Annotated in this window: 23 protein-coding genes; 8 read left to right on the forward strand and 15 right to left on the reverse strand. The window is 60.4% G+C overall.

Features of this window, described 5'->3' with window-relative positions; all coding sequences use genetic code 11:
* Positions 1–11 precede the first annotated feature (11 nt).
* Both DGA31_RS06455 and DGA31_RS06465 read right to left on the reverse strand, forming a co-directional pair.
* Positions 12–1,697 (reverse strand): DEAD/DEAH box helicase, encoded by a 1,686-nt coding sequence (locus DGA31_RS06455; RefSeq protein WP_056838323.1) that lies wholly within the window; start codon positions 1,695–1,697, stop codon positions 12–14.
* A 442-nt stretch (positions 1,698–2,139) separates the two neighbouring features.
* Positions 2,140–2,895 (reverse strand): spermidine synthase, encoded by a 756-nt coding sequence (locus tag DGA31_RS06465; RefSeq protein WP_109511980.1) that lies wholly within the window; start codon positions 2,893–2,895, stop codon positions 2,140–2,142.
* A 174-nt stretch (positions 2,896–3,069) separates the two neighbouring features.
* On the opposite strand from DGA31_RS06465, the gene DGA31_RS06470 reads away from it, so the two are divergent.
* On the forward strand, positions 3,070–4,416 hold the full coding sequence (locus DGA31_RS06470) for a class II 3-deoxy-7-phosphoheptulonate synthase (RefSeq protein WP_109511981.1): 1,347 nt from the start codon (positions 3,070–3,072) through the stop codon (positions 4,414–4,416).
* 31 nt (positions 4,417–4,447) lie between these two features.
* Here DGA31_RS06470 and DGA31_RS06475 read toward each other — a convergent pair whose 3' ends face one another.
* Positions 4,448–5,194, reverse strand: a complete 747-nt coding sequence (locus DGA31_RS06475; protein WP_056838317.1) for a sulfite exporter TauE/SafE family protein — start codon at positions 5,192–5,194, stop codon at positions 4,448–4,450.
* A 126-nt stretch (positions 5,195–5,320) separates the two neighbouring features.
* Here DGA31_RS06475 and DGA31_RS06480 point away from each other — a divergent pair, with 126 nt between their 5' ends.
* The 3 genes from DGA31_RS06480 (at position 5,321) to DGA31_RS06490 (ending at position 8,780) form a co-directional block, all read left to right on the forward strand.
* Complete coding sequence (locus DGA31_RS06480; RefSeq protein WP_109511982.1) at positions 5,321–5,785, forward strand: MarR family winged helix-turn-helix transcriptional regulator; 465 nt, start codon at positions 5,321–5,323, stop codon at positions 5,783–5,785.
* Positions 5,786–5,972: 187 nt separating this feature from the next.
* Complete coding sequence (locus DGA31_RS06485) at positions 5,973–8,072, forward strand: TonB-dependent receptor (RefSeq protein ID WP_056838314.1); 2,100 nt, start codon at positions 5,973–5,975, stop codon at positions 8,070–8,072.
* 288 nt (positions 8,073–8,360) lie between these two features.
* Positions 8,361–8,780 (forward strand): organic hydroperoxide resistance protein, encoded by a 420-nt coding sequence (locus DGA31_RS06490; protein WP_056838312.1) that lies wholly within the window; start codon positions 8,361–8,363, stop codon positions 8,778–8,780.
* A 68-nt stretch (positions 8,781–8,848) separates the two neighbouring features.
* On the opposite strand, the gene DGA31_RS06495 is transcribed toward DGA31_RS06490, so the two are convergent.
* Together DGA31_RS06495 and earP are read right to left on the reverse strand one after the other, a co-directional pair.
* Complete coding sequence (locus DGA31_RS06495; RefSeq protein ID WP_056838310.1) at positions 8,849–9,418, reverse strand: elongation factor P; 570 nt, start codon at positions 9,416–9,418, stop codon at positions 8,849–8,851.
* Between the two features lie 99 nt (positions 9,419–9,517).
* The gene (gene earP / locus DGA31_RS06500) at positions 9,518–10,651 is read right to left on the reverse strand and encodes an elongation factor P maturation arginine rhamnosyltransferase EarP (protein WP_109511983.1); all 1,134 of its coding nucleotides are present in this window, start codon (positions 10,649–10,651) and stop codon (positions 9,518–9,520) included.
* Positions 10,652–10,769: 118 nt separating this feature from the next.
* Here earP and DGA31_RS06505 point away from each other — a divergent pair, with 118 nt between their 5' ends.
* The 3 genes from DGA31_RS06505 to DGA31_RS06515 all read left to right on the forward strand — a co-directional run bounded on the left by DGA31_RS06505 (position 10,770) and on the right by DGA31_RS06515 (position 11,983).
* Entirely contained in the window at positions 10,770–11,159 is a 390-nt protein-coding gene (locus DGA31_RS06505) for a hypothetical protein (RefSeq protein ID WP_109511984.1), read from the forward strand.
* Positions 11,160–11,162: 3 nt separating this feature from the next.
* Complete coding sequence (locus tag DGA31_RS06510; protein ID WP_056838303.1) at positions 11,163–11,645, forward strand: GreA/GreB family elongation factor; 483 nt, start codon at positions 11,163–11,165, stop codon at positions 11,643–11,645.
* A 140-nt stretch (positions 11,646–11,785) separates the two neighbouring features.
* Positions 11,786–11,983, forward strand: coding sequence for a hypothetical protein (locus DGA31_RS06515; RefSeq protein WP_056838301.1), 198 nt, complete (start codon positions 11,786–11,788; stop codon positions 11,981–11,983).
* A 48-nt stretch (positions 11,984–12,031) separates the two neighbouring features.
* Here the strand turns inward: DGA31_RS06515 and DGA31_RS06520 are convergent, their stop codons facing one another.
* Positions 12,032–13,309 carry a serine/threonine transporter gene (locus DGA31_RS06520; protein WP_109511985.1) on the reverse strand — a complete coding sequence of 426 codons (1,278 nt, stop codon included), beginning with the start codon at positions 13,307–13,309 and terminating at the stop codon, positions 12,032–12,034.
* Between the two features lie 294 nt (positions 13,310–13,603).
* On the opposite strand from DGA31_RS06520, the gene DGA31_RS06525 reads away from it, so the two are divergent.
* Positions 13,604–14,158 (forward strand): TetR/AcrR family transcriptional regulator, encoded by a 555-nt coding sequence (locus DGA31_RS06525; RefSeq protein WP_109511986.1) that lies wholly within the window; start codon positions 13,604–13,606, stop codon positions 14,156–14,158.
* Here DGA31_RS06525 and fabF read toward each other — a convergent pair whose 3' ends face one another.
* The 9 genes from fabF to rpsA form a co-directional block, all read right to left on the reverse strand.
* The gene (gene fabF, locus DGA31_RS06530) at positions 14,159–15,433 is read right to left on the reverse strand and encodes a beta-ketoacyl-ACP synthase II (protein ID WP_056838294.1); all 1,275 of its coding nucleotides are present in this window, start codon (positions 15,431–15,433) and stop codon (positions 14,159–14,161) included.
* Between the two features lie 158 nt (positions 15,434–15,591).
* Positions 15,592–15,924 (reverse strand): ComEA family DNA-binding protein, encoded by a 333-nt coding sequence (locus tag DGA31_RS06535; RefSeq protein ID WP_109511987.1) that lies wholly within the window; start codon positions 15,922–15,924, stop codon positions 15,592–15,594.
* A 146-nt stretch (positions 15,925–16,070) separates the two neighbouring features.
* Positions 16,071–18,065, reverse strand: coding sequence for a polysaccharide biosynthesis protein (locus DGA31_RS06540; RefSeq protein ID WP_109511988.1), 1,995 nt, complete (start codon positions 18,063–18,065; stop codon positions 16,071–16,073).
* A 114-nt stretch (positions 18,066–18,179) separates the two neighbouring features.
* Positions 18,180–19,196, reverse strand: coding sequence for an MraY family glycosyltransferase (locus DGA31_RS06545; protein ID WP_109511989.1), 1,017 nt, complete (start codon positions 19,194–19,196; stop codon positions 18,180–18,182).
* Positions 19,189–20,169, reverse strand: coding sequence for a UDP-glucose 4-epimerase family protein (locus tag DGA31_RS06550; protein WP_109511990.1), 981 nt, complete (start codon positions 20,167–20,169; stop codon positions 19,189–19,191). Before DGA31_RS06550 ends, DGA31_RS06545 begins: the two co-directional genes overlap by 8 nt.
* Positions 20,170–20,537: 368 nt before the next feature.
* Positions 20,538–21,992: an MBL fold metallo-hydrolase gene (locus tag DGA31_RS06555; protein WP_109511991.1), complete on the reverse strand. Its 1,455-nt coding sequence runs from the start codon at positions 21,990–21,992 to the stop codon at positions 20,538–20,540.
* 419 nt (positions 21,993–22,411) lie between these two features.
* Entirely contained in the window at positions 22,412–22,654 is a 243-nt protein-coding gene (locus DGA31_RS06560; protein WP_109511992.1) for a LapA family protein, read from the reverse strand.
* Between the two features lie 3 nt (positions 22,655–22,657).
* Positions 22,658–22,972 (reverse strand): integration host factor subunit beta, encoded by a 315-nt coding sequence (ihfB, locus tag DGA31_RS06565; RefSeq protein ID WP_109511993.1) that lies wholly within the window; start codon positions 22,970–22,972, stop codon positions 22,658–22,660.
* A 283-nt stretch (positions 22,973–23,255) separates the two neighbouring features.
* Positions 23,256–24,941 (reverse strand): 30S ribosomal protein S1, encoded by a 1,686-nt coding sequence (gene rpsA, locus DGA31_RS06570; RefSeq protein ID WP_056838277.1) that lies wholly within the window; start codon positions 24,939–24,941, stop codon positions 23,256–23,258.
* Between the last annotated feature and the right edge of the window lie 70 nt (positions 24,942–25,011).

Consider the following 25,011-nt stretch of genomic DNA (forward strand, 5'->3'; position numbering starts at 1 on the left):
TTCAGACTGGATCAGTCTTCACGATACCGGCGCAGCTTCAATTGCTTACCGGCGACGCGGGTGTCCTTGAGCTTGGTCAGCAGACGCTCCAGGCCTTCTTCCGGCAGTTCAACCAGGCTGAAGCTGTCACGAATCTGGATACGACCGATCGCGTCACGGGCCAGGCCACCTTCGTTGAGGATGGCGCCGAGCAGGTTCTTGGCGGCGATACCGTCACGCGCACCCAGCGCGGTACGGCAACGGGCACGGCCTTCGGCCAGTGGCAGCGGCGCACGACGCTCGCGCTCTGGACGGTCACCGCGATCGGCACGGTCAGCACCGGAACGCTCAGGGCGATCGCCACGCGGGGCGTTGTTCGGCACCAGCGGACGCTCACGCTCGATGTCAGCCATGGTCAGCGCCTGGCCGAGGGTGGCCTTGCGCAGCAGGGCCGCAGCCAGGGCACGCGGCGAGCAACCGATGTCGACGGTCAGGCGGTCGAGCAGTTCACCATGGCTGGCTTCGGCATCGGCCACCAGCGGCGTCAGGCTGTTGGTCAGCTTCTTGATACGGGCGCTCAGAATGGTCTCGGCGTCCGGCAGGCGAACTTCGGCAACCTTCTGGCCAGTCACACGCTCGATGACCTGCAGCATGCGGCGTTCACGCGGGGTGACCAGCAGCAGCGCACGGCCTTCGCGACCGGCACGGCCGGTACGGCCGATACGGTGAACGTAGGATTCAGGATCGTACGGCATGTCGACGTTGAACACGTGGGTGATGCGCGGAACGTCCAGGCCGCGAGCGGCGACGTCGGTGGCAACCACGATGTCCAGGCGACCGTCCTTGAGCGAGTCGATGACGCGCTCACGCTGGTTCTGGGCAATGTCACCGTTCAGGGCAGCAGCCTTGTAGCCTTTGGCTTCCAGGGCGCTGGCCAGGTCCAGGGTGGCCTGCTTGGTACGCACGAACATGATCAGGGCGTCGAAGTCTTCGACTTCCAGCAGGCTCAGGACGGCGTTGGTCTTCTGGTCAGCGTGAACCAGCAGGTGAGCCTGCTCGATCTTGGTGACGGTCTGGGTCTTGGTCTGGATCTTGACGTGCTTCGGATCGCGCAGGTGGCGTTCGGCGATGGCACGGATCGACTGCGGCAGGGTGGCCGAGAACAGGACGGTCTGACGGGTTTCAGGCATGGCCTTGAAGATGACTTCAAGGTCATCCATGAAGCCCAGCTTGAGCATTTCGTCAGCCTCGTCGAGAACCAGGTGGTTCACGGTGGCGAGGACTTTTTCGTCACGACGCAGGTGGTCGCAAAGGCGGCCCGGGGTGGCGACGACGATTTGCGCGCCGTTGCGGATGGCCTTGAGCTGCGGGCCCATCGGTGCACCGCCGTAGACGGCCACGACGTTCACGCCTGGCATCTGCTTGGCGTAGGTTTCAAAAGCGGTGGCCACTTGCAGGGCCAGCTCGCGGGTGGGCGCCAGGATCAGGGCCTGGGGCTCACGCTTGCTCGGGTCGATACGGCTCAGGATAGGCAGAGCGAAGGCAGCGGTCTTACCGGTACCTGTCTGCGCCTGGCCGATCATGTCGTGGCCGGCAAGGATAATAGGGATCGATTGCTGCTGAATCGCCGAAGGCTCTTCGTAGCCTGTCGCGATGACGGCGGCAACAATACTTGGATGAAGGTCGAGAGCGGCGAAGCCGCCAATTTCCTGGGTCATGGGTCTGCCTCTGGTGCATCCGCAAAGACCCATGCTGCAAAGCTGCGCGTGCCGTGTACGACTCAAGAGTCACCCTGGCTGCTTTGTGGCGGGGATTTGCGAAAACAATTGATGAATGGATTAACCAGGGTAGTTCGCGTTACGAACATGCCACCGAAGCAGGCTCCGGTGAGTGCATCGCCTGGATAACGGCCCTGTAAAGGCCGGCGCGCACTATACCGGAATTAGCGGAAAAAGTGAGGGTTTTTTTATGAATACTTGCGTCCACCACGCCTGTTTAATGCGTGTTCATACCGACTTTCTGTGCCATGACCAGTGACACAAGGGCGATTATCCGGCTGCGCCTGCTAAAACGATTCATGTTCGGCGAAAAAGCCGGCCCCTCACCGTTGGTCGGGCGCGACAAAATGCCTCGCCCGTTGAACGGTTTTACAGCCTTTGTTCAGGTCGCCGGGCGCAGGTCGCGGATCAGGGCCTGCAGCGAGTAGCCAAGACGCGGCGCCAGGGCCTCGGCGCGCTCGATCAGCGATTCCTTGCACAGTTCCTGATCCAGATCGGCCGGCACAATCAGAATGACGTTGCCCTCCTTGACCGGCAGCTCCCAGTAGTGCCGATGGTAGAGACCGCGAAACAACGCAGCGCCCAAGGGTCGGCCGTCATCGGCTGCCCACTGGTTGATGATCAGCCAGCCACCAGGATTCAGGCGTTTCTGGCAATTCTCCAGAAACACCCAGGCCAGGTGCCCGACACCAGGGCCGACATCGGTATACAGGTCGACGAAGATCAGGTCGGCGGGCTCTGCCGTCTCAAGCAGTTCCAGAGCATCACCGATACGCACGTACAGGCGCGGGTCATCGTCCAGCCCCATGTATTCCATGGCCAGGCGTGGCACCTCAGGGCGCAGTTCGATCGCCTCGACATCTTCCAGCGGCAGGAACTTCAGGCAGGCCTGGGTCAGGGTGCCGGCACCCAGGCCGAGAAACAAGGCACTGTCCGGCGCCTCGTGGCACAACGCACCGACCAGCATGGCACGGGTGTAGTCGTATTCCAGCCAGCTGGGATCGGCGGTGAAGGTACAGCTTTGCTCGATGGCATCGCCGAATTCGAGGAAACGGTAGTCGTCCACTTCCAGTACGCGAATCTTGCCGAAGTCATCATGGACTTCAGCCAGAACCCGCTCTTCACGCTCGTGGGTCATGACCTCTCCTGGCGGCGCGCGCGTGCAAAGGCCACGCGCAAAACGGGAATTGTCGACCAAGCGGGCGGTTTTGTCGACGCAGCAAGCGGCAAACAGGCCTCGGCGCGGTTGTGATGCAATGGCAACAGCCCCTACCATGCCGCTTTCGATCAGCCCTGATAAAGAGTGCTTACAATGAAGCCAACATGGAGCCCGGACAGCTGGCGAGCCTTGCCGATCCAGCAGCAACCCCTCTACCCCGATGCCGCGCATGTGCAGCGGGTCGAGCAGAGCCTGGCCAGTTTTCCGCCGCTGGTGTTTGCCGGCGAAGCCCGCGAGCTGCGTCGCCAGTTTGCCGAGGTCACCCAGGGCCGTGCGTTTCTGTTGCAAGGCGGCGATTGCGCCGAGAGCTTCGCCGAATTTTCAGCCGCCAAGATTCGCGACACCTTCAAGGTATTGCTGCAGATGGCGATTGTCATGACCTTTGCCGCCGGTTGCCCGGTGGTCAAGGTCGGGCGCATGGCCGGGCAGTTTGCCAAGCCTCGCTCGTCCAACGATGAAACCCTCGAGGGCGTCACCCTGCCCGCCTACCGCGGCGATATCGTCAATAGCATCGGCTTTGATAGCAAAAGCCGCGTACCGGACCCCGATCGCCTGCTGCAGGCGTATCACCAGTCCACCGCCACCCTCAACCTGCTGCGCGCCTTTGCCCAGGGCGGCTTTGCCGACCTGCACCAGGTGCACCAGTGGAACCTGGACTTCATCGCCAACTCGGCGCTGGCGCAAAAGTACGGACAACTGGCCGACCGCATCGACGAAACCCTGGCATTCATGCGCGCCTGCGGCCTGGACACCGCGCCGCAACTGCGCGAAACCAGCTTTTTCACCGCCCATGAAGCCCTGCTGCTCAATTACGAAGAAGCCTTCGTGCGCCGCGACAGCCTGACCCAGGATTTCTACGACTGCTCGGCGCACATGCTGTGGATCGGCGACCGTACCCGGCAACTGGACGGCGCGCATGTCGAATTCTTGCGTGGGGTGCACAACCCTATCGGCGTCAAGGTCGGACCGAGCATGAACACCGAAGACCTGATCCGCCTGATCGATGTGCTCAACCCGGACAATGACCCCGGACGCCTGAACCTGATCGCGCGCATGGGTGCCGACAAGGTCGGCGACCATCTGCCGGCCCTGATTCGCGCCGTCGAACGCGAAGGCCGCCAGGTGCTGTGGAGTTCGGACCCGATGCATGGCAACACGATCAAGGCCAGCAGCGGTTACAAGACCCGGGACTTTGCGCAGATCCTCAGCGAAGTGAAGCAATTCTTCCAGGTGCACCAGGCCGAAGGCACGCATGCCGGCGGCATTCATATCGAGATGACCGGGCAGAACGTCACCGAATGCATTGGGGGCGCGCGCCCGATCACCGAAGACGGCCTGTCGGATCGCTACCACACCCACTGCGACCCGCGCATGAACGCCGACCAGTCGCTGGAACTGGCCTTCCTGATTGCCGACACCCTCAAGGGCGTGCGTGCCTGAGCACGCACAGCTGCAAGCTTCACGCTGCGCTCTAGCCCTTCAAGGCCAGGGCCGCAGCACAGAACATCAGAAACACGCAGAACAGGGTGCGCAACCGCCGCTCGGGCAGCGAATGGGCCAGCTTGACGCCCCAGCTGATACTGGCCAGGCCGCCGATGGCCAACGGTATGCCCATGTGCCAGTCGACATGCTGGTGCCAGGCATAGGTCAGCAAGGTAATGCCGGTGCTGGGGGCTGCCAGCGCCAGTGCCAGGCCCTGGGCCACCACCTGGCTGGTGCCGAACACACTGGTAAGAACCGGTGTGGCCACCACACCGCCGCCGACCCCGAACAGACCGCCAGTCACGCCCGACACGATGCCCAGCATCCACAACCGGCGCTCATGCCTGAGACCGGCACCCACGCGTGCGCTGCTGCGCACCATCTGCATCAGATTGAAAACAATCAGCACCAGCAAGAACAGCACAAAGGCCAGACGCATGCCTTGCGGGTCCAGGCGCACCGCCCACAGCGATGTGATCCAGGCAAAGACAAAGCTGGGCACGATCAACTGCAAGGCATGCCTGAGGCGGATCCGGTTGCGCTGATTGTAACGCCAGAGTGCCAGCAACACATTAGGCAACACCATCAACAAGGCCGTGCCCTGGGCCAGTTGCTGGTCCAGGCCGAACAGCACACCCAGCGCCGGAATCGCCACCAGCCCGCCACCAATCCCGAACAAGCCGCCCAGGGTGCCCATGGCGGCCCCGAGCACGATGAACATCACCACCTCAATCACTGGGTTTCCTCGATAAAACAGTCAAGACATCACAGCCTGCCTATCCCTGCGCCGATGAATTATCTGGCGCATTAAAGATCGCAGCACTAAATTAAACCTATTATTCGCTACTGCCCTGGATAACCCATGACTGGCCCAAAAACCGACGACACCCCTGCCTGCGATGCACTGCGCCTGGATAACCAGTTGTGTTTCGCGCTGTATTCCACTTCATTGTCGATGACCAAGGTCTACAAGCCCCTGCTCCAGGCACTGGGCCTGACCTATCCACAATACCTGGCCATGCTGGTGCTTTGGGAACAGGATGGCCTGACCGTAGGCGACGTCAGCACGCGTCTGCTGACCGATCCCGGCTCACTGACACCCTTGCTCAAGCGCCTCGAAAGCGAAGGCCTGATCAACCGTACACGCAGTAAACAGGATGAGCGTGTGGTGTTATTGCACCTGACCGAGCAAGGCCGTGCCTTGCAGCACAAAGCCCTCAGCGTCCCCAATTGCATTCTTTCGGCCAGCGGGCTGGAACTGGACACGCTGCGCGAGCTGCAAGAACAACTGCTGGGTCTGCGTGACAGTTTGCAAAAGCACTTGTAGACCGCGTCCAGACAGCAAGACCCGCCAAAGGCAGAATGTGTCTAGGATAACCTTTACCGGCGACCAAGACACACCCTGTAACAACTGTGTAACACAGTGGAAAAAGAAGGCTTAGCAGCAGCAAATAGCAAGCATTACCATTCGCATCCTAAAATCATAATGCCCCACACTCAGGATGCATCACCCCATGTCTGCCCCTTCCCGCCTTACGCCGCTGGCCCTTGGTATTTCGGCCTTGCTCGGTGCCGGCCTTGCCTGTGCTGCCCCGACCTCCCTGCCTGCCACATCGATCAACGCCGACGTTGAACAGGACGAATCCAGTCCCAGGGTCAAGGAGGTCAGCACCGCGACCCGTACTTCGACGCCTGTGCGCTATGTGCCGCAGGCCATCGATACGGTCAAGACCGCCAATGTGCTCGATTACGGTACCCAGGACCTGGGCACGGCCTTGAGCGGCCTGCCCAACGTCAGCAACAGCGCCGACACCCGCTTCGATGGCCTGCGCATTCGCGGCTTCGATGCCAGTAACGACTTTTATCTGGACGGCATTCGCGACGACAGCCAGTACGTGCGCGACCTGCATAATATCGAGCGGCTCGAGGTGCTCAAGGGGCCGGCAGCCGTGCTTTACGGACGCGGCAGCCAGGGCGGCATCGTCAACCGGGTCAGCAAGACCCCGCAGGCCGGGCGTCGCTCGACGATCGAAGCCCAGGGCGGCAGCGAAGACCTGCGCAGCCTGTATGCCGACCTGAGCGCCGACCCCAGCGAGACCATCAGCCTGCGCCTGAACATGGGCAACATGGACAGCAACAGTTTTCGCGATGACATTTCCAGCCATCGGCAATTGTTCGCCCCCTCGATGAGCTGGCAACTCACCCCACGCCTGAACTGGCTGGTGCAGTACGAATACAGCCGCTTCGACCGCACCCCGGATCGCGGCATCCCGGGCGTCGACGGGCGTCCGGCTGATGTCGGGCGTGACACCACCTATGGCAGCAGCGGCGACTTCATCGATGACAAGGCGCAATCGCTGCGCTCACGCTTGAGTTATGAACTCAACGACAATTGGCAGGTACGCCAGACCCTGGGCGTGTTCAAGCTCGACAGCGATTTCGACAACACCTACCAGACCGCCTATGACGCCACCACCGGCCGGGTCACCCGCCAGCACTGGCAGCAGGACCTGCGCACCCGCAATGTCTTCAATAACATCGAGTTCGAAGGCAGCGTCGACACCTTTGGCCTGGAGCATCGCCTGCTCACCGGCATCGAAACCGGCAGCCAGCGGCGTGATCCCAAGCTGTACACCGCAGCGACCAGTGGCGCGGGCAGCCAGCCGGTGCCCTCGCTGAATCTCTTCAACCCTGACCGCAACCAGCGCCATACCGGCCTGATGACGCCTTCAAGCAGCAACTACACCGAAGTGGAAAGCCGTGCCCTGTATGTGCAGGATCAATTGCGCCTCAACGATCAGTGGCAACTGCTGGGTGGCCTGCGCTACGACCGCTTCGAGGTCGAGACCACCAACCGTCTGCGCAATATCCATGAAGAACGCGACAGCCACAGCACCAGCCCGCGGGTGGGCGTGGTCTGGACGCCGCTGGTCGATCACTCGTTCTACGCTTCCTGGACCAAGACCTTCTCGCCGGTCGGCGGTGGCCTGATCGGCATTACGCCGGGGGCCACGGGCAACACCAATGACCTGAGCCCGGAGTTGACCAAGCAGAAGGAAATCGGCGTCAAGAGCGACTGGCTGGATGATCGCCTCAGCACCACCCTGGCCGTCTACGAGCTGGAACTCTATAACCGTCGCACCAGCGACCCGGACAATCCGGGCCTGACCCTGCTGTCGGGCCTGCAGCGCTCGCGCGGCATCGAACTGACGGCCACCGGTCAACTGGGTGGCCACTGGTCGATGCGCGGTGGCATCGGCCTGCAGGACGCGACGATCGTCGAGGACAACAACGGCCTTGAGGGCAATCGGGTCAGTAACGTTGCCAAGCGCAACGCCAGCCTGTTCGTGACCTGGAAACCGGAAATGGGCTGGTACGCCGAAAGCGGCCTGACCCTGGTCGGCCAGCGTTATGCCGACAACCAGAACACAACGGTCCTGCCCGGCTATGGCCGCTGGGACGCGCTGGCCGGCTACCGCCAGAAGGACTGGGACCTGCGGGCGGCGCTGAACAACATCAATGACCGAACCTATTACAGCTCGGCCACCAGCGCCGCCCAGATCCGTTTGGGTGACCCGCGCAGCGTGGTAGTGACAGGGACCTACAGCTTCTGACCTGCCCGTCCTCATCAAACCCGAATAACGTGCCGCCTCTCTGCGGCTGACATGGCCTTGTAGGAGCGCGCTTGCCCGCGACCGAGTGCGAAGCGCTCGCAAAATCTGCCAAACGCCACAAATTTACGACTGCTAACGCAGCCGGTCGCGGGCAAGCGCGCTCCTACAACCACAGTCCACATTTTCAAAAATTAACTTGCGCGCAAACTAATCACGGAGTACAGTCGCCTCACATTCAGTTAGCGCGCTAAACTTTAGCGCGCAACACCACTCCTGCGAGGACATGCCATGCAAGCGCTCTACACTGCTGTTGCCACATCCACCGGTGGCCGTGACGGTCGTGCGATTTCCAGCGACCAGATTCTCGACGTCAAGCTGGCCACGCCCAAGGAACTCGGCGGTGCAGGCGGTGCAGCCACCAACCCTGAGCAGCTGTTTGCCGCCGGTTACTCGGCCTGTTTCATTGGTGCCCTGAAATTCGTTGCAGGACAAGCCAAGCGCAGCATCCCGGCCGATGCGTCGATCACCGCCCATGTCGGCATCGGCCAGATCCCTGGCGGTTTTGGCCTGGACATCGACCTGCACATCAACCTGCCCGGCCTGGAGCAGGCTGACGCCCAGCAACTGGTCGATGCCGCCCACCTGGTGTGCCCGTACTCCAACGCCACCCGTGGCAATGTCGATGTGCGCCTGCACGTCACGGTCTGATCAAACACCAGGCACAAAAAAGCCCGCAATCATTGCGGGCTTTTTTGTGGGCGCTTACAAAGCAGTGCTTATTTGGCACGGCCTTTGTAGGAACCGCCTTCGCGGGTGTCGATCTCGATCATGTCGCCGATCTCGATGAAGTCAGCCACGCTCAGCTCGGTGCCGTTTTTCAGTTTGGCAGGCTTCATGACCTTGCCCGACGTGTCGCCACGAGCGGAACCTTCGGTGTAGTCGATCTGGCGCACGATGGTGGTCGGCAGTTCTACCGAAACCAGGCGCTCTTCGAAGAACACGGCTTCGCAGACGTCGGTCATGCCTTCTTCGACGAAAGGCAGAACGGACTCGATGTCTTCGGCGTTCAGTTCGTACATGGTGTAGTCAGTGGTGTCCATGAACGTATAGGTGTCACCGCTGATGAAAGACAGGGTGGCTTCCTTGCGGTCCAGAATCACGTCGTCCAGCTTGTCGTCTGCACCGTACACGGTCTCGGTCTTGTAACCGGTCAGCAGGTTCTTCAGCTTGGTCTTCATGATGGCGCTGTTACGACCGGACTTGGTGAACTCGGCCTTTTGCACCAGCCAAGGATCGTTGTCGATACGGATCACGGTACCGGGTTTCAGCTCTTTACCAGTTTTCATTGCATATATCCGAAATTGGATGGAATTAACCAAAGGCTCTGTACGAGAAATAGCCTGCGCAGGCAGTTTCCGTACAGAGCCTTATATCAAGGCCGCGTATCATAGCGAATTTCGGTAAAACTGTACCAGCGCCTGCGCAAGATCAGGCCTTGATGCCTGCTGTTGGCACCAGACGCCGGCCTGTTGGCGTATCTGTGGCCAGTGCCCGGACAAGCGCCGCCAGTACTCGCCAAGCGGCTGGCCTGCGCTCCAGGAGCGCCACAGCCCGGCCATGGCTTGTGCGGCTTCGGCTGAAAGCCCGGCGCAGTAAAGATCAAGAAACGCATCAAGCTTGGGCTCATGCGCGTCGCCGTCCTGCTGATAAATGTGCCACAGCATCGGCCTTCCTGCCCACTGTGCCCGCACGAACGAGTCTTCGCCGCGCACGACATTGAAGTCACAACACCACAGTAGACGGTCGTAATCCTGCTGCGGGACGAACGGTACGATCTGCACCGTCAGGGCACCGCGCCGACGAAGGGTGCCGACCGGCAAGTCCGCCTCCCCCAGCCAGCGCTGCAAATCCCCGAGAATGCGCCCTGGCGGCACCAGCAAATGAGAAACCCGGGCCTCGCCGGCCAGTTCATCCAGCCAACTGCCCAGCTGCGGGTTCTCATAGGCGAACAGCGAGATCAACCGCGCACCCGGTTCAGGTTTAACGCCCAGCGCCTGCAGGAAATCGCGCTGCGCCTGAGGATCGGTCACAAAAGCCTGACGTTGCGCGATCAGGTTCTGCTCGCGCAACAGGCCACCGGTGCGGTCGTTGAAGCCGGGAAAGAAAAAGAACTTCTTCAGCCCGTTGGCCTGCGGCGACGGCAGGCCATGACACCCGCTGACCCAGTCTTCGGCACTCAGATAATCCAGGTTCAGCCACAATGGCCGGGGGTTGCGCTGCAGCATGGACTCGGTATAGGCCGACGGCAGGCGACAGGCAAAGGCTTCGAGTACCCCATCGGGGACGGAGGTCGGCAGCCAGGGCTCGGACCAGTGACAGATCTGTACCCCCCATTGCCACTGTACAGCGGCGGTACCGTCGGCCTGCGGACACAGGCGCACAAAGGCGGCCAGGTCGTTGATCCACAGGCGCACGGCACAGTTGTGCTCGGCGACCAGTTGGCGCGCCAGACGCCAGGTAACGCCTGCATCACCGTAGTTATCCACGACATCGCAAAAGATGTCCCAAGAGGCTTGCATCACGGCTCCGTATGGCCAGGCAGATTAAAAGTCGATTGTCCGTCAGATCCGGCCGCTTGCACCAGCGCCGCTCATGGCACAATTACCCCCTGTCGTCCCGCGCCCGGAAGTGACCGCCATGTCGTCCCATAGCAATCGTCGCGAAGTCTATGTCTCTCTCAAGCTGATCCTGTGCATTGCCCTGGGCATCTGGCTGGGGGCGGTGGCCGTCGTGCTGACCGGCCTGCTGCTGTACAAGGCCCTGCCCGCCGAGCAGACCCGCCCTCTGGAAGCGGCCGCCCAGCGCCTGACCGAGCCACCGGCCGCCCCGGTCGAGACCCAGCCCGGCGCGCTGTTCGACAAGTACCAGCAAAGCCTGCGTGAAAGCGAAGCCCGCCAGGCCCGCGAATACGCTGACAGCCAGCGCAAGAACACCTTTAACCGTGCCAAGTGCGATTTCTGGCTGCAGCAGGACCGTACCGCGCCCAGCGACAAGAGCCGTGCCGGCGTCACCGAATTCTGTGGATAAGCCATGAACAAGACCCACCTGCTGCAGTTGATCATCGAGCGCCTGGCGTTCGACCTGGACATCGCCCAGCGTGCGGCCCAGACCGCTTATGAAGCGGCGACCCACGAAGAGAACATTGCCGAGAACAAGTACGACACGCTGGGCCTGGAGGCGTCATATCTGGCCGCCGGGCAGGCGCGCCGCGTCGAGGAAATCCGTCAGGCCGTGACCCTGTACCGCCAGGCACCGGCCAGGCCGTTCGATCAGTCACGCGGTATTCAGGTGGGTGACCTGGTGACCCTGGAAAGTGCCAGCGGCGACGTGCGCCATCTGTTCCTCGGCCCGGAGGCCGCCGGGCTTAAAATCCAGGCGGACGATTGCCTGGTGACGGTCATCACCGCTCGGGCACCCTTGGGCCAGAGCCTGGTGGGCAAACTGGAAGGCGATGAGGTCGCGATCGTGGTCAACGGTGAACGCCAGGTGTTCGACGTCACACAGGTGCTGTGACAGGCCCCGCATTTACGGGCTTGCCCGTGCACGGAGTTTCTGGGTAAGGTGCGTCGTCGCTACGTTTAAAGTGCGATATGAGCGCACTACGTGAAAGCGACGGGGCAGTACGACAAGGACCATTCCCAAGGAGATTTTTCATGACGAACGTCATTGCATTCCCTGACGCCCATGAACGTGATCGCCTGAAGTCCAGCGAAAGTCCGGCGTTGAGATACCTGAGCAAGAAAGAGCAGTTACTGATCGACCAACTGCGCCTGACCAGTCATGCAGGCCGCCAGTACGTCCATGAGTACGCCAGCATCATGTACATGACCCGCCCCCTGCACCCCAACTGAAGCGCCGTCACAAAGCCCCGCCTGATGGCAGGGCTTTGCGATGCCCTGTCAGTGCGCCAGCGACCAGACCAGTGCCGAGATGGCCACGACCCCGGCTGCCACCACGAACGCGTTGGACAGCTTGCCGGCGTATTGGCGCATGGCCGGCACTTTGCGGATGGCGTACATCGGCATCAGGAACAACAGGACCGAGATCACCGGGCCGCCCAGTTTTTCGATCATGCCCAGAATGCTCGGGTTCAGGATGGCCACGATCCAGCACACCAGCAGCATGGCCAGTGCAGTCAAGCGATCCAGGGCCTTGGCACCGGGACGCAGGCCGGACTTGAGCACCAGCCCCTTGAAGCCTTCGCTGGCGCCGATGTAGTGACCCAGGAACGACTTGGAGATAGCCACGAGCGCGATCAGCGGCGCCACCAGCTCGATGGTCGGGTTGCGGAAATGGTTGGCCAGGTAAGACAGGATCGACAGGTTCTGTTCCTTGGCTTCGGCCAGTTGCGCAGGCGACAGGGTCAGTACGCAGCTGAATACGAAGAACAGCACCATGAACACCATCAACAGGTGCGCACGTGCCAGGATCTGCGAACTGCGCACTTCGGCCTGGTCACCGTAGCGGCGCTTCTGGTCAACGGCAAACGCCGAGATGATCGGCGTGTGATTGAACGAGAACACCATCACTGGAATGGCCAGCCACAGCGCCGGCAGAAAACTCGAAGGCTCGGGCAGGGTACTGGCGGTGCTGAGAATGCCGCCGTTCCAGTGCGGAATCAGAAACACCGACAGAAACAGCAACGAGACAATGAACGGATAGACCATCAGGCTCATGACCTTGACGATCACCCGCTCGCCGCAGCGCACCACCACCAGCAGGCCGAGAATCAGCACGAAGGACAGCAGCGCACGCGGCGGCGGCTCAAGGTGCATCTGGTTCTGCAGGAAACTGCTGACCGTGTTGGTCAGGCCCACGCTGTAGATCAGCAGGATGGGGAAGATGGCGAAGAAATACAGCAGGGTGATCAGCGCACCCGCGCCTTTGCCGAAATGCTCCTCGACCACGTCAGTAATGTCGCCACCCTTGCGACCCGAGAGCACGAAGCGGGTCAGCCCGCGGTGCGCATAGAAGGTCATCGGAAAAGCCAGTACTGCCAGGGCCAGCAGCGGCCAGAAGCCGCCCATGCCGGCGCTGATGGGCAGAAACAAAGTGCCGGCGCCGATGGCGGTGCCGAACAGCCCGAGCATCCAGGTGGTATCGTGACGGTTCCACGCGGTACTGGCTGCGGGGGCTGTATCCAGGCGTTCTACGACGCCATTGGCCTGATCGTTCATCCGGTCGTGTCTCCGTTGCCGGTTAGCGCAAGTGCAGGACGCCGCAACAGGGTGTCGGAAAGGTCCGGCACCCCAGGAGTGGCAGTGCGGCGCCCACCCTGAAAAACAGGGTCGCGATTTTCCGCCATCAGCGAGGGAAAGCAAGAGTTATCGGATCAAAAGCGCATTAATCGGGCACTTCAGTGAAGATTACGAGCACCTTTACTGCGTCTCATGCACGGCCAGCGCATCATCAGGGCTGATCCATGCAAGAATGTCGCACCCTTATCAAGCGCCCTGATCAGGAGCCGTTGCATGCGTTACACCCAGGAGCACAAGACCCAGACCCACCAGAAAATCGTCGAGGAAGCGGCGGCACGTTTTCGCCGCGACGGTATCACTGCCACGGGCCTGCAACCCTTGATGAAGGCGCTGGGCCTGACGCACGGCGGTTTTTATGCGCATTTCAAGTCAAAGGACGATCTGGTTGAACAGGCTCTGCACTGCGCAGCCGAGCAATTGCGCATGCGTGTCGATGAGCTGCAGACGGATGAAAACCCGCTGCATGCATTTATCGACCTGTACTTGTCTGCCACCCACCGCGATCGCCCTGAACAAGGCTGCCCACTGCCGACCTTGTGTGCCGAGCTGGGTCAGCAGGGCCAACCCAGCGCCTTGACCGATCAAGCCCTGGGTCTGCGCCTGGCGTTTATCGAAAGCCAATTGCAAGGCCCCGAGGCCGGCACCAGAAGCCTGATGATGTTTTCGACCATGGCGGGCGCCTTGATGCTGGCGCGCAGCGTGCAAGACCCGCAACTGTCAGAGCACATTCTGCAAACGACTGCGGCGCGCCTCAAGCGCGAGTGCTGATCAGGCCGTCCAGCGCTTGAGCAGCAGGCTGGCGTTGACCCCGCCAAAACCGAAGCCATTGGACAGCGCGTATTCGATCGGCATCGAACGCGCCGTACCCTGCACAATATCGACACCCTGTGCCGCTTCATCCGGGTGATCGAGGTTCAGCGTGGCGGGCACCTTCTGGTCACGAATCGCCAGGGCGGTGAACACCGCCTCGATGCCGCCGGCCGCGCCCAACAGATGACCGGTGGCCGATTTGGTTGAAGTCACCGCCACCGCGCTCTGCTCGCCGAACACCGCCTTGATCGCCGCCAGCTCGCCCTTGTCGCCGACCGGGGTCGAGGTGGCATGGGCATTGAGATGCTGCACCTGCGAGGCCTGGATGCCGGCCTGGCGAAGGGCCGCGCGCATGGCGCGTTGCGCCCCGCTGCCGTCCTCGGGGCCGGCCGTCAGGTGGTAGGCATCGGCACTGGTGCCATAGCCGACGATTTCGACGATCGGCGTGGCGCCCCGCGCCAGCGCATGCTCCAGTGACTCAATGACCAGCATGCCGGCGCCCTCGCCCATGACAAAACCGTCCCGGTCGCGATCAAACGGCCTCGAGGCCCGCTCGGGTGTTTCGTTGAAACCACTGGACAACGCCCTGGCGGCAGCAAAACCGGCCAGGCTGACCCGATCAATGGCCGCCTCCGCACCACCACACACCGCGATGTCGGCCTCGCCGTCACGAATCATGCGTGCCGCATCACCAATTGCCTGCACGCCGGCGGCACAGGCCGTCACCGGCGCACCGAGCGGCCCCTTGAAACCGTGCTGGATCGACACATGCCCTGCTGCCAGATTGACCAGGAAAGACGGAATCGTGAACGGCGATAGCCGACGCGGACCACGGCTGTCAGTGATGCGCACCGCTTCGGCAATCGAACCGAAACCGCCTACCCCCGAACCGATCACCGTCGCCGTGCGTTCCTGCTCGGCCTCGGTGCCGGCGACCCAACCGGCCTGGTTCAGTGCCTGCCTGGCAGCGGCCAGGGCAAACAGAATGAAACGGTCCATCTTCTTTTGCTCTTTGGCAGGCGCGGCCATCTCGGGATCGAAGCCGGCCACACTGTCCTGGTCAAGCCCAGGTACACGCCCCCCTACCTTTGTCGGCAGGTCCAGTACAACGTCTTCCGGCAAACGGACGATGCCCGAACGCCCTGCCAGCAGGCGTTGCCAGACTGTTTCAAGCCCGGTTCCCAGTGGTGTTACCAGCCCCATGCCGGTTATCACAATGCGACGCGCACTCATATAGACCCCTTGAGCAGCCCTTTGACAGGCCTTCATATGTTGACCATCATTTAATCAGTCAATATGTCGACCGACATTCAATGTGTCAAGGCAGCTCACGGGGCACACAGACGCAAAAAGGCCGATCAATGATCGGCCTCTGGTACGCAGGAATGGATTTACTCGATGCTGATTCTGTCGCGATTGCGATCCAGCAGGGTATTGCCGACGCCCTTGACTTCAAGCAGCTCATCGACCGAAGTGAAGTTGCCGTTGGTCTCACGGTACGCCACGATGGCACTGGCCTTGTTGGCGCCGATTCCCGACAGGTTCTTTTGCAGGGTATCGGCGTCGGCCGTGTTGATATTGGTCTTGTCGACAGATTGCTGCATCGCGGCCGCGGCCGCCTGGGGGGTTGCGGCAGCCGGAGGCGTTGGCGAATTGGCCATGGCGCCCATCGAAAAAGTGGCAAGCAGTGCAGTTAGCAAGGAAGAAAACAAGACATTGCGCATACAGGTACTCCATAGGTTCACAGGTTCGAGGCAGCATCCGGTGCTGCCCTTGCAAACTAGTTGAATCTACAGGCCCGCAACAGGGCCGGAGCGTGTCGGGGTATGTCCTTAAAAGCGCTTACAAATGCAGGTTGCAATGCGTCTATTCAGGGTTCCTGGCGGCGTTCCTGATGGATCCAGTCGACGATTTCGCCATCGGGTGCATAGCCGCTGACCGTCTCGCGCAGCAACTGGCGGACGGTGTTGTAATCGTCGCTATTGACAGCTGTCAGCAGGCGGGTGAGCAGTATTTTCATGGTCTCCCAAGGCAGGTAGTCCTCGCTCGCGCTCATGATCATCGGGTGCTCGGTGGCCACGACGTTGTCACCGATCAGCAACTCTTCGTAAAGCTTCTCGCCCGGTCGCAGGCCGGTGAACTCGATGGAGATGTCACCGTGGGGGTTCTTTTCCGAACGAATGCTCAAGCCTGAAAGATGGATCATCTTCTCGGCCAGTTCGATGATCCTCACCGGCTCACCCATGTCGAGCACGAATACATCGCCGCCCTGCCCCATGGAACCGGCCTGGATAACCAGTTGCGCGGCTTCCGGGATGGTCATGAAATACCGGGTGATCTTCGGGTGCGTCACCGTCAGCGGGCCGCCCGACTGGATCTGCTTGTGGAACAGCGGAATCACCGAGCCCGACGAACCCAGCACGTTACCGAAGCGAACCATGCTGAAACGCGTCTTGTTAACCTGATGCACGTTGGACTGGTCACCGAACATCACAGGTGCAGCTTCACGGCTCAGGGCCTGGAGAATCATCTCGGACAAGCGCTTGGTGCTGCCCATCACGTTGGTGGGTCTGACGGCCTTGTCGGTGGAGATGAGCACGAAGTTCGAAACACCCGCCTGCAAGGCCGCCTGCGCGGTATTGAGCGTGCCGACCACATTATTGACAACGCCCTCGGCAATGTTGTGCTCGACCATGGGCACATGCTTGTAGGCCGCTGCGTGGTAGACCGTATCGACCTTCCAGGTCTTCATGATGTCGAGCAGACGGGGATGGTTGCGCACCGACCCCAGGATGGGCAACAGCTTGACGGTCAGCGACTCGCGACTGATGCGCTGCTCCAGCTCGCTGAGAATGGTGTAGAGGTTGAACTCGCTGTGATCGAACAACAACAGCACGGTGGGCTTGAGCAGCAGGATCTGCCGGCACAGTTCCGAGCCGATCGAGCCACCGGCCCCGGTCACCAGGACGGTCTGGCCCTTGATGCAGTGCTCCAGCAGGTTCTCGCGGGCCGGCACCGAATCACGCCCCAGCAGGTCGGCAATGTCGATCTCCTGCAAATCGTCGACCTTGACGCGTCCGGCCGCCAGGTCCATGAAACCGGGCACGCTGCGTACGTGCAACGGGAATCCTTCAAGGTAGCCCAGCACTTCGCGGCGGCGACCACGGGTCGAGGATGGAATCGCCAGGAGGATCTCCTGGGCACCGGTGACCTCGATCATGCGCTGGATGTGCTTGGGCTTGTAGACCTGCAGGCCGGAGATGACCCGATTGGAGATCGACTCGTCATCGTCGATAAAGGCCACCGGGCGCATCAGGCGCCCCATGCGCAGTGCTGCAACCAGCTGGTTGCCGGCGGCACCGGCGCCATAGATCGCCACTTTGCGCAGGCCATCGTCGCGGTTGGCGAACGGCACATGCTGAACAGCGGCGAACCAGTCACCCAGAAAGTATTGCCGCATCGCCAGGCGCAGCCCGCCGATCATGACCATGCTCAACCACCAGTAGTTGAACATGATCGAACGCGGCACGATCTGCTGGTGATTGCTGTAGGCGTAGACCATGCAGCCCAGGATCAGCGCAGACAACGTGACGGCCTTGATGATCGCGATCAGCGCATCGTTGCCGAAGTAGCGCATCACCGCCCGGTACATGCCGAAACGGATGAACAGCGGGATCGCCACGACAGGCGCACTGATGAACAGCCAGGTGTGTTTCTCCAGCGGATTGATCAGGTCATCGACGCCCAGTCGAACAAGGAATGACGCCCACAGGGCAATCCAGACCAACAATACATCGGTCGAGACCTGGATTATTCGCTTTTGCCGACGCGGCAGCGCCAGCAGAAAAGCTCGCAATTTGCCCATGACTCCTTCAACCAATCCCTTTCACCTCGTTTGAATCCTGTCTGCAGCCGTTCATGTCTGAAATGCGCAGATACGATTGTGACAATCTATATGAAAAACCCGGGCCCCGTGGGCTCAATTGCCCTCCGCCTGGCCTGCCTTGAACTTCCACGCCAGCGCCACCAGAGGCGCATACGCCAACAGCAGGCCTGCGAGACCATCGACCCGGCCCAGTGCCACGACCAAGGCCCAGGGCAGCAGCCAGCCGATATTGATAGCGGCCACGGCCAGGGTGACCGGCAGATGGCTGCCATAGTCACGCGAAGCGAACTGGTACGCATGACTGCGATGGGCCTGATAGACCTTCTCGCCGCGCGACAGACGGCGCAGCAAGGTCAGCGTGGCATCCACCACAAAGCTGCCCAGCAGGATCAGCCAGGCCCAGAACAGCAACGGCGACGCCCAGGCGGCTTGCAACGACAGCACACCCAGTGCAATGCCCAGAAAGCCGCTGCCGGCATCGCCCATGAAGATCCGGGCCGGCGGAAAATTCCAGTACAGAAAGCCTGCCACAGCGGCGGCCAGCAACGCAGGGGCAGCGACCAGTGCGCCAAAGCCTGCCGCCCAATAGATCAGACAAGCACCAACGCACACTGTTACCGCTTCGACACTGGCAATACCGTCAATGCCATCCATGAAGTTATAGAGATTGAGCATCCAGACCAGATAGAACGCCGCCAGGATCGCACCGATCCAGCCTGACTCCATGCGCCAGCCGAGTATGTCCAGCGGTGCCATGCCGCCGAGCCAGAACAGTGCCCACCCCGCCGCCACGAAGTGTCCCAACAGACGCCAGCGCGCCGCAATGTGGCCGTGGTCGTCCATGAAACCGATCACCGCCACCAGACCTGCGCCTCCGATCATCGCCAACAGGAAATCGCGCCCTACCCCCCCGCTGATACCCAGCAGCGAGACCGCCAGCACAAAGGCAATCACGATCGACACACCTCCGCCCCGCGGCGTGGGCACCGAATGCGAGCTACGGGCATTGGGAATGTCCATGAGACATCTGGACAAGGCGTAGCGCCGGACCCCTGCGGTCAATGACAGAGACAGCAGGGCAATCGCAACAATCGACAACCACTCAACCATGGTGTTTGTGTTCCAGAAAATAAGCGGCAGTTTCATTCATGGCTTCATCGATGCCCACCGGAGGCGTCCAATCGAGCAGCGTACGGGTTTTCTCAATGTCGACCTGCAGCGAACTGCACAGGCGCTGCGAGAAGGCGCGCTTGCCCAGTAGCGAAGCCAGGCCCGTCAGCCAGCGCATCGGCACCGGCAGCAAGCGGGCAGGCTTGCCAAGCGCATGGGCCAGGCGTTGCAACAGCTGGGTGGTCGACAGGTCATGGCCGTCACTGACCAGAAACGTCTGATTGGCCGCATTCGGATGATCGATGCACCTGACCACCAGATCCACCAGATTGCCCAGTGCCACCAGGCTGCGACGGTTGTCGATGGCCCCCAGTGGCAGCGGTATGCCCTTGTCCAGCCAGCGCATCATGTTCCTGAAGTTGGCCTTGACCCCAGGTCCGTAGACCAGCACGGGACGCACGATGACCACTGACATCGAGGTACGCCTGGCCAGTTCACGCAAGCCCTCTTCGGCGGCGTGCTTCGACGCTCCGTAGGGGTCCAGCGGCCGGGCCTGATCATCGGCATGAAAAGGCATGCCGGGTTGCGAATGCTCGCCATTGACCTTGATCGAACTGATGAAGATAAAGCGTTTGACCCCGGCTTGCGCCGCCTGCTCGGCCAGGTTCAGCGTTGCGACCACGTTGGCCCGGAAGTACTCGGTCTCGGGATCGGCGGCCATGTCGCTCAACACATGCACACGGGCAGCGCAATGAATCACCACATCGCAGCCGGACACCAGCGCCTGCCAGTGATTGTCGGGCGCAAGATCGCCGACCTTCACCGCTTCTGCGCGCGTATCGATCAGCGCACCCTCGCGACGTATCGCCACGCAGACGCGATAGGGTGTTCGCTCCAAAAGGTGTCGAACGATGGCGCTTCCGACAAATCCCGTTGCCCCGGTAACGGCAATGGAGACACGTGAATCTGTCATGCGCCGCCTCTCATCAAACAAAAAATAACTTACTGATTTTATTGGATATTGAATTCAACACTTGGAGGCGCGCGACAGCGCAGTGATGGGCTCTTATTACCCAGCCCCTTTGCCACACGATTGAAAGCTCATTCCGAACAGGCCGGCAGTCTAACATCAACCTCGACTTCAAACCTTGCTTCACAGCCACTACCTTGGCAGCCTCTGCCATGAAACGACCCCGGAGCCAGCCGTTTGCAACCCAGCCGCCAAAGCGAGACCCTGTCAGACACTGATCGGCAACAGGGTGCACAGGTGCGATCGCCTGCTTGCACACGTCGGCACTCGCTGAGGCGTCAGACCAATCTCAAGTACCTGTAGGCCATTGCCTACAGACGCTGTGATTGCTCTCGCCTGCCTGGAATCAACAAGTGCAATGCCTTGTCATGTTGCCGGTAAACACTGACAAGTGCCTGCCCCAGAGCGGTCTTGGCAGCGTGCTCGCCATGCACCAGGCGAATCTGACCCGGCCAGTGCGCCATGCCGGTGACGAATGACACCAGCCCCTGCTGATCGGCATGCGCGGAGTACCCCGCCACGGTCGTGACACCGGCACGGATAGCGTAGAACGCACCGTCCAGCTCGACCTGGGCAGGCTGTGATGCGCGGCCCTGAACCTGAATCATGCGCCCGGGCGTGCCCTTGGCCTGATAACCGACAAATACAACGTGATGCCGGGGATCCCCCAGCATGGCCTTGAGGTAATTGACGATTCGCCCGCCTGAACACATGCCGTGCCCTGCAATCACGATGGCAGGACGTGCTGTTTTGGCCAGGTAATTGACGATCTGCATGTGCTTGACATGGCCATCGACAGTGATGAGCTGATCAAACCCCAATGGGGTTCGACCCTCGTCCAGCCGTTGCTGCGCCTGCGCGTCCCAGTCAGCATGAAAGGCGCGATAAACCCTGGTAAAGCGACTGGCCAGCGGAGAATCCAGGATGACCGGCAATTGCGCCCAATCGACAGGGGCCTGATCAGGGCGCGACTGGGCCGCTGTCGGGCTTAACAATGCCTTTCGACGCAAGATATCCTCAAGTTCGTATAACAATTCTTGTGTGCGTCCAATGCTGAAGGCTGGCAACAGCACACTGCCGCCGTTCTTCAGTGCCTGGTCGATAACCTGCTCAAGGCGTGCCTGTCGCTGTGTACGATCGGCATGCAGCCGATCACCGTAAGTGCTTTCCAGGACCAGGATATCGGCACGCTCAGGCGAGCGGGGACGACGCAGGATCGGGGTGTGACAGGCGCCCAGATCACCTGAAAAGACAATGCGCGCATCATGCCCCGACTCTGGGTACTGCAGATCAAACTCGACATAGGCCGAGCCGAGAATGTGACCGGCCCGCTGCAGGCGCAAGCGGCACTGCAGCAAGGGCGTGTCGACCATTGTGAACCAGCGCTCGAACGGCAAGGCGACGATTTTGCGCCGAATGGTTTCCAGAACACGCTTGGTCTGCTGGCTGTCGTGGGCACGACCCTGCTTGAGCACATCCTCCATGACCAGTGGCAATAATCGGGCCGATGCCTCGCTGCACAGAATCGGCCCCTTGAAACCTGAAGCCAGGAGTTCATGCAGGCGACCGACATGGTCATTGTGTACATGAGTAATGATCAACGCCTTGAGCGTGGCAGGGCTGACATTCAGGACGTCCGGGCTGGAAACATCGTGATCAGCGCCACAGTCGATCAGAACGCTGGTGTGCGGGTCCATGAACAACTGATGGCAGGAACCGGTCACACGCTCGGTCGCACCGTGATGGAGAATATGCGGATACTGCATTGAATGGCCTCGGCATCAGGACACAGCCCTGCAGGCTGCAGACCGGCCCACGGAAAGCCTGACTGACAGGTTTCTTGAATAGAAGAGGCGCATTTTGCATGGGAATCGCCGGTTTTCAACCGACGCCGGACATTTGCCTTAGCGTCAGGAACCGAGCGTTTTTAGCGAAGAAGACCGCCGATAGCGACCTGAAGAGAACAAGTAGAAATTCACCACAAAGGTAGTAGAAACCTCCGCATTAAATTGCAGAAAATTCCTACAAACGAAAATGAATGTTCTTTAAGCGGGCCGGGAAAAGCCCTACTTCCGCCACGAAGGCAGCCAGCCATGCCGGCACGACGCACACATGACTCAAGAGCAGCACAATCTGTGCATGCAGCCAATGGCCTTCACTGTCCGCACATCGCCCACTGCCATGTTCAGGCTGAGCGTACAGTGCCCGAGCGCTTTTTTCTGAGCCCGGCAAACCAGGCCAGGACCGGGCCGATCAGCATGCCCAGCAGCAGCGCCAGAATCACGGGAACAGCCAGGGACAACTGCGGAGCTGACCAGCCGAAGAACGTAAGACCTACAGGCTGGCGGTTTTCCAGGACAAACACTGCGGTCACCCCGACCATCAGCAATAACACCACAACCGACATCACTTTCTTGAATGCCCGCATCGATCAATCCCTCTGCGCTTCGTGGATAAAGTCTTCTTCATCCTCATTGACCCGATCCCGCAACTCCTTGCCCGGCTTGAAGTGTGGGACGAACTTGCCGTCCAGACTCACCGACTGACCGGTCTTGGGGTTACGCCCCAGGCGAGGTGCCCGGTAATGCAACGAAAAGCTGCCGAAGCCTCGTATCTCGATACGATCGCCCGTGGCCAGGCATTGGGACATTTGTTCAAGCATGGTCTTGATGGCCAGCTCCACATCCTTGGATGAGAGCAGCCCCTGATGGGTGACAATTCGTTCGATCAACTCCGACTTCGTCATAATTTTCCCTTCTTTTTCAAGCAGCTAGATCAGCGCTTCAAAGGTTTTAGCATGACCGGATGAATTTGAACAGCCTGCATCTTGACTTATGTGAAGTACTCCAAACCCTGCCTGCCCAGGCAATCGCTCCCTCCTGCATGGCAGCTCACAGCCTGCCAGCCTTTGAGGCTCGAATGGCATGATCGACACAGGCCTGGCATGTCGGAAGAAAAAGTGACTAAACATTTCCTGCGCGCACAAAAAAGGGCGACCGAAGTCGCCCTTTTTCAATGGTCAGCAGAACTTAGTTCTGTTTTTCCATCTGGGCACGCAGCAGATCACCAATGGTGGTCGGGCCGGTGCTTTCTACCGTTTCAGGCTTGTTACGCAGGCTCTGAATGGCTTCTTTCTCTTCTTCGACGTCTTTCGACTTGATCGACAGGCTGATTACGCGGCTCTTGCGGTCAACACTGATGATCTTCGCTTCGATCTCTTCGCCTTCTTTCAGAACGTTACGCGCGTCTTCAACGCGGTCACGGCTGATTTCGGAAGCTTTCAGAGTCGCTTCGATGTCGTCGGCCAGGGTGATGATAGCGCCCTTGGCGTCAACTTCCTTCACGATACCGCGAACGATAGCGCCTTTGTCATTGACAGTGACGTACTCGGAGAACGGATCGCTTTCCAGTTGCTTGATACCCAGGGAGATGCGCTCGCGCTCCGGGTCAACCGACAGGATGACGGTGTCCAGCTCATCGCCTTTCTTGAAGCGACGAACGGCTTCTTCACCGGCTTCGTTCCAGGAGATGTCGGACAGGTGAACCAGGCCGTCGATGCCGCCGTCCAGACCAATGAAGATACCGAAATCGGTGATCGACTTGATGGTGCCGGAGATGCGGTCGCCCTTGTTGAACTGGCCAGAGAAGTCTTCCCATGGGTTGGACTTGCACTGCTTGATGCCCAGGGAGATACGACGACGCTCTTCGTCGATGTCCAGAACCATGACTTCCACTTCGTCGCCAACCTGAACGACTTTCGAAGGGTGGATGTTCTTGTTGGTCCAGTCCATTTCCGAAACGTGCACCAGGCCTTCCACGCCTTCTTCCAGCTCTGCGAAGCAGCCGTAGTCGGTCAGGTTGGTCACGCGTGCAGTCACACGGGTGCTTTCCGGGTAACGAGCCTTGATAGCAACCCATGGGTCTTCGCCCAGTTGCTTCAGGCCCAGGGAAACACGATTGCGCTCGCGATCGTACTTCAGAACCTTGACGTCGATCTCATCGCCAACATTGACGATTTCCGATGGATGCTTGATACGCTTCCAGGCCATGTCGGTGATGTGCAGCAGGCCATCGACGCCGCCCAGATCCACGAATGCGCCGTAGTCGGTGAGGTTCTTGACGATACCCTTGACTTGCTGGCCTTCCTGCAGCGATTCCAGCAGAGCTTCGCGCTCGGCGCTGTTCTCGGCTTCCAGGACACTGCGACGCGAAACGACAACGTTGTTGCGCTTCTGGTCCAGCTTGATGACCTTGAACTCGAGTTCCTTGCCTTCCAGGTGCGTGGTGTCGCGCACTGGACGCACGTCGACCAGCGAACCCGGCAGGAACGCACGGATGCCGTTGACGTCGACGGTGAAACCGCCTTTGACCTTGCCGTTGATAACGCCCTTGACCACTTCTTCAGCGGCGAAAGCTGCTTCCAGAACAATCCAGCACTCGGCGCGCTTGGCTTTCTCGCGGGACAGCTTGGTTTCGCCAAAGCCGTCTTCGACCGCGTCCAGCGCTACGTGAACTTCGTCACCAACCTTGATGGTCAGCTCGCCAGCGTCGTTGTAGAACTGCTCGAGCGGGATGACGCCTTCGGACTTCAGACCGGCGTGTACAGTTACCCAGTCGCCGTCAATGTCGACAACGATACCGGTAATGATGGCGCCCGGCTGAAGATTCAGGGTTTTCAGGCTTTCTTCAAAAAGTTCTGCAAAGCTTTCGCTCATTTTAATTCCTGTTGATCAAGGGCGAAGAATACGCCCATCTGCCACGTTCCAGACCACGTGGGTTTCGTTC

The sequence above is a fragment of the Pseudomonas ovata genome (assembly GCF_003131185.1).
In the GTDB taxonomy this organism is placed as follows: Bacteria; Pseudomonadota; Gammaproteobacteria; order Pseudomonadales; family Pseudomonadaceae; genus Aquipseudomonas; species Aquipseudomonas ovata.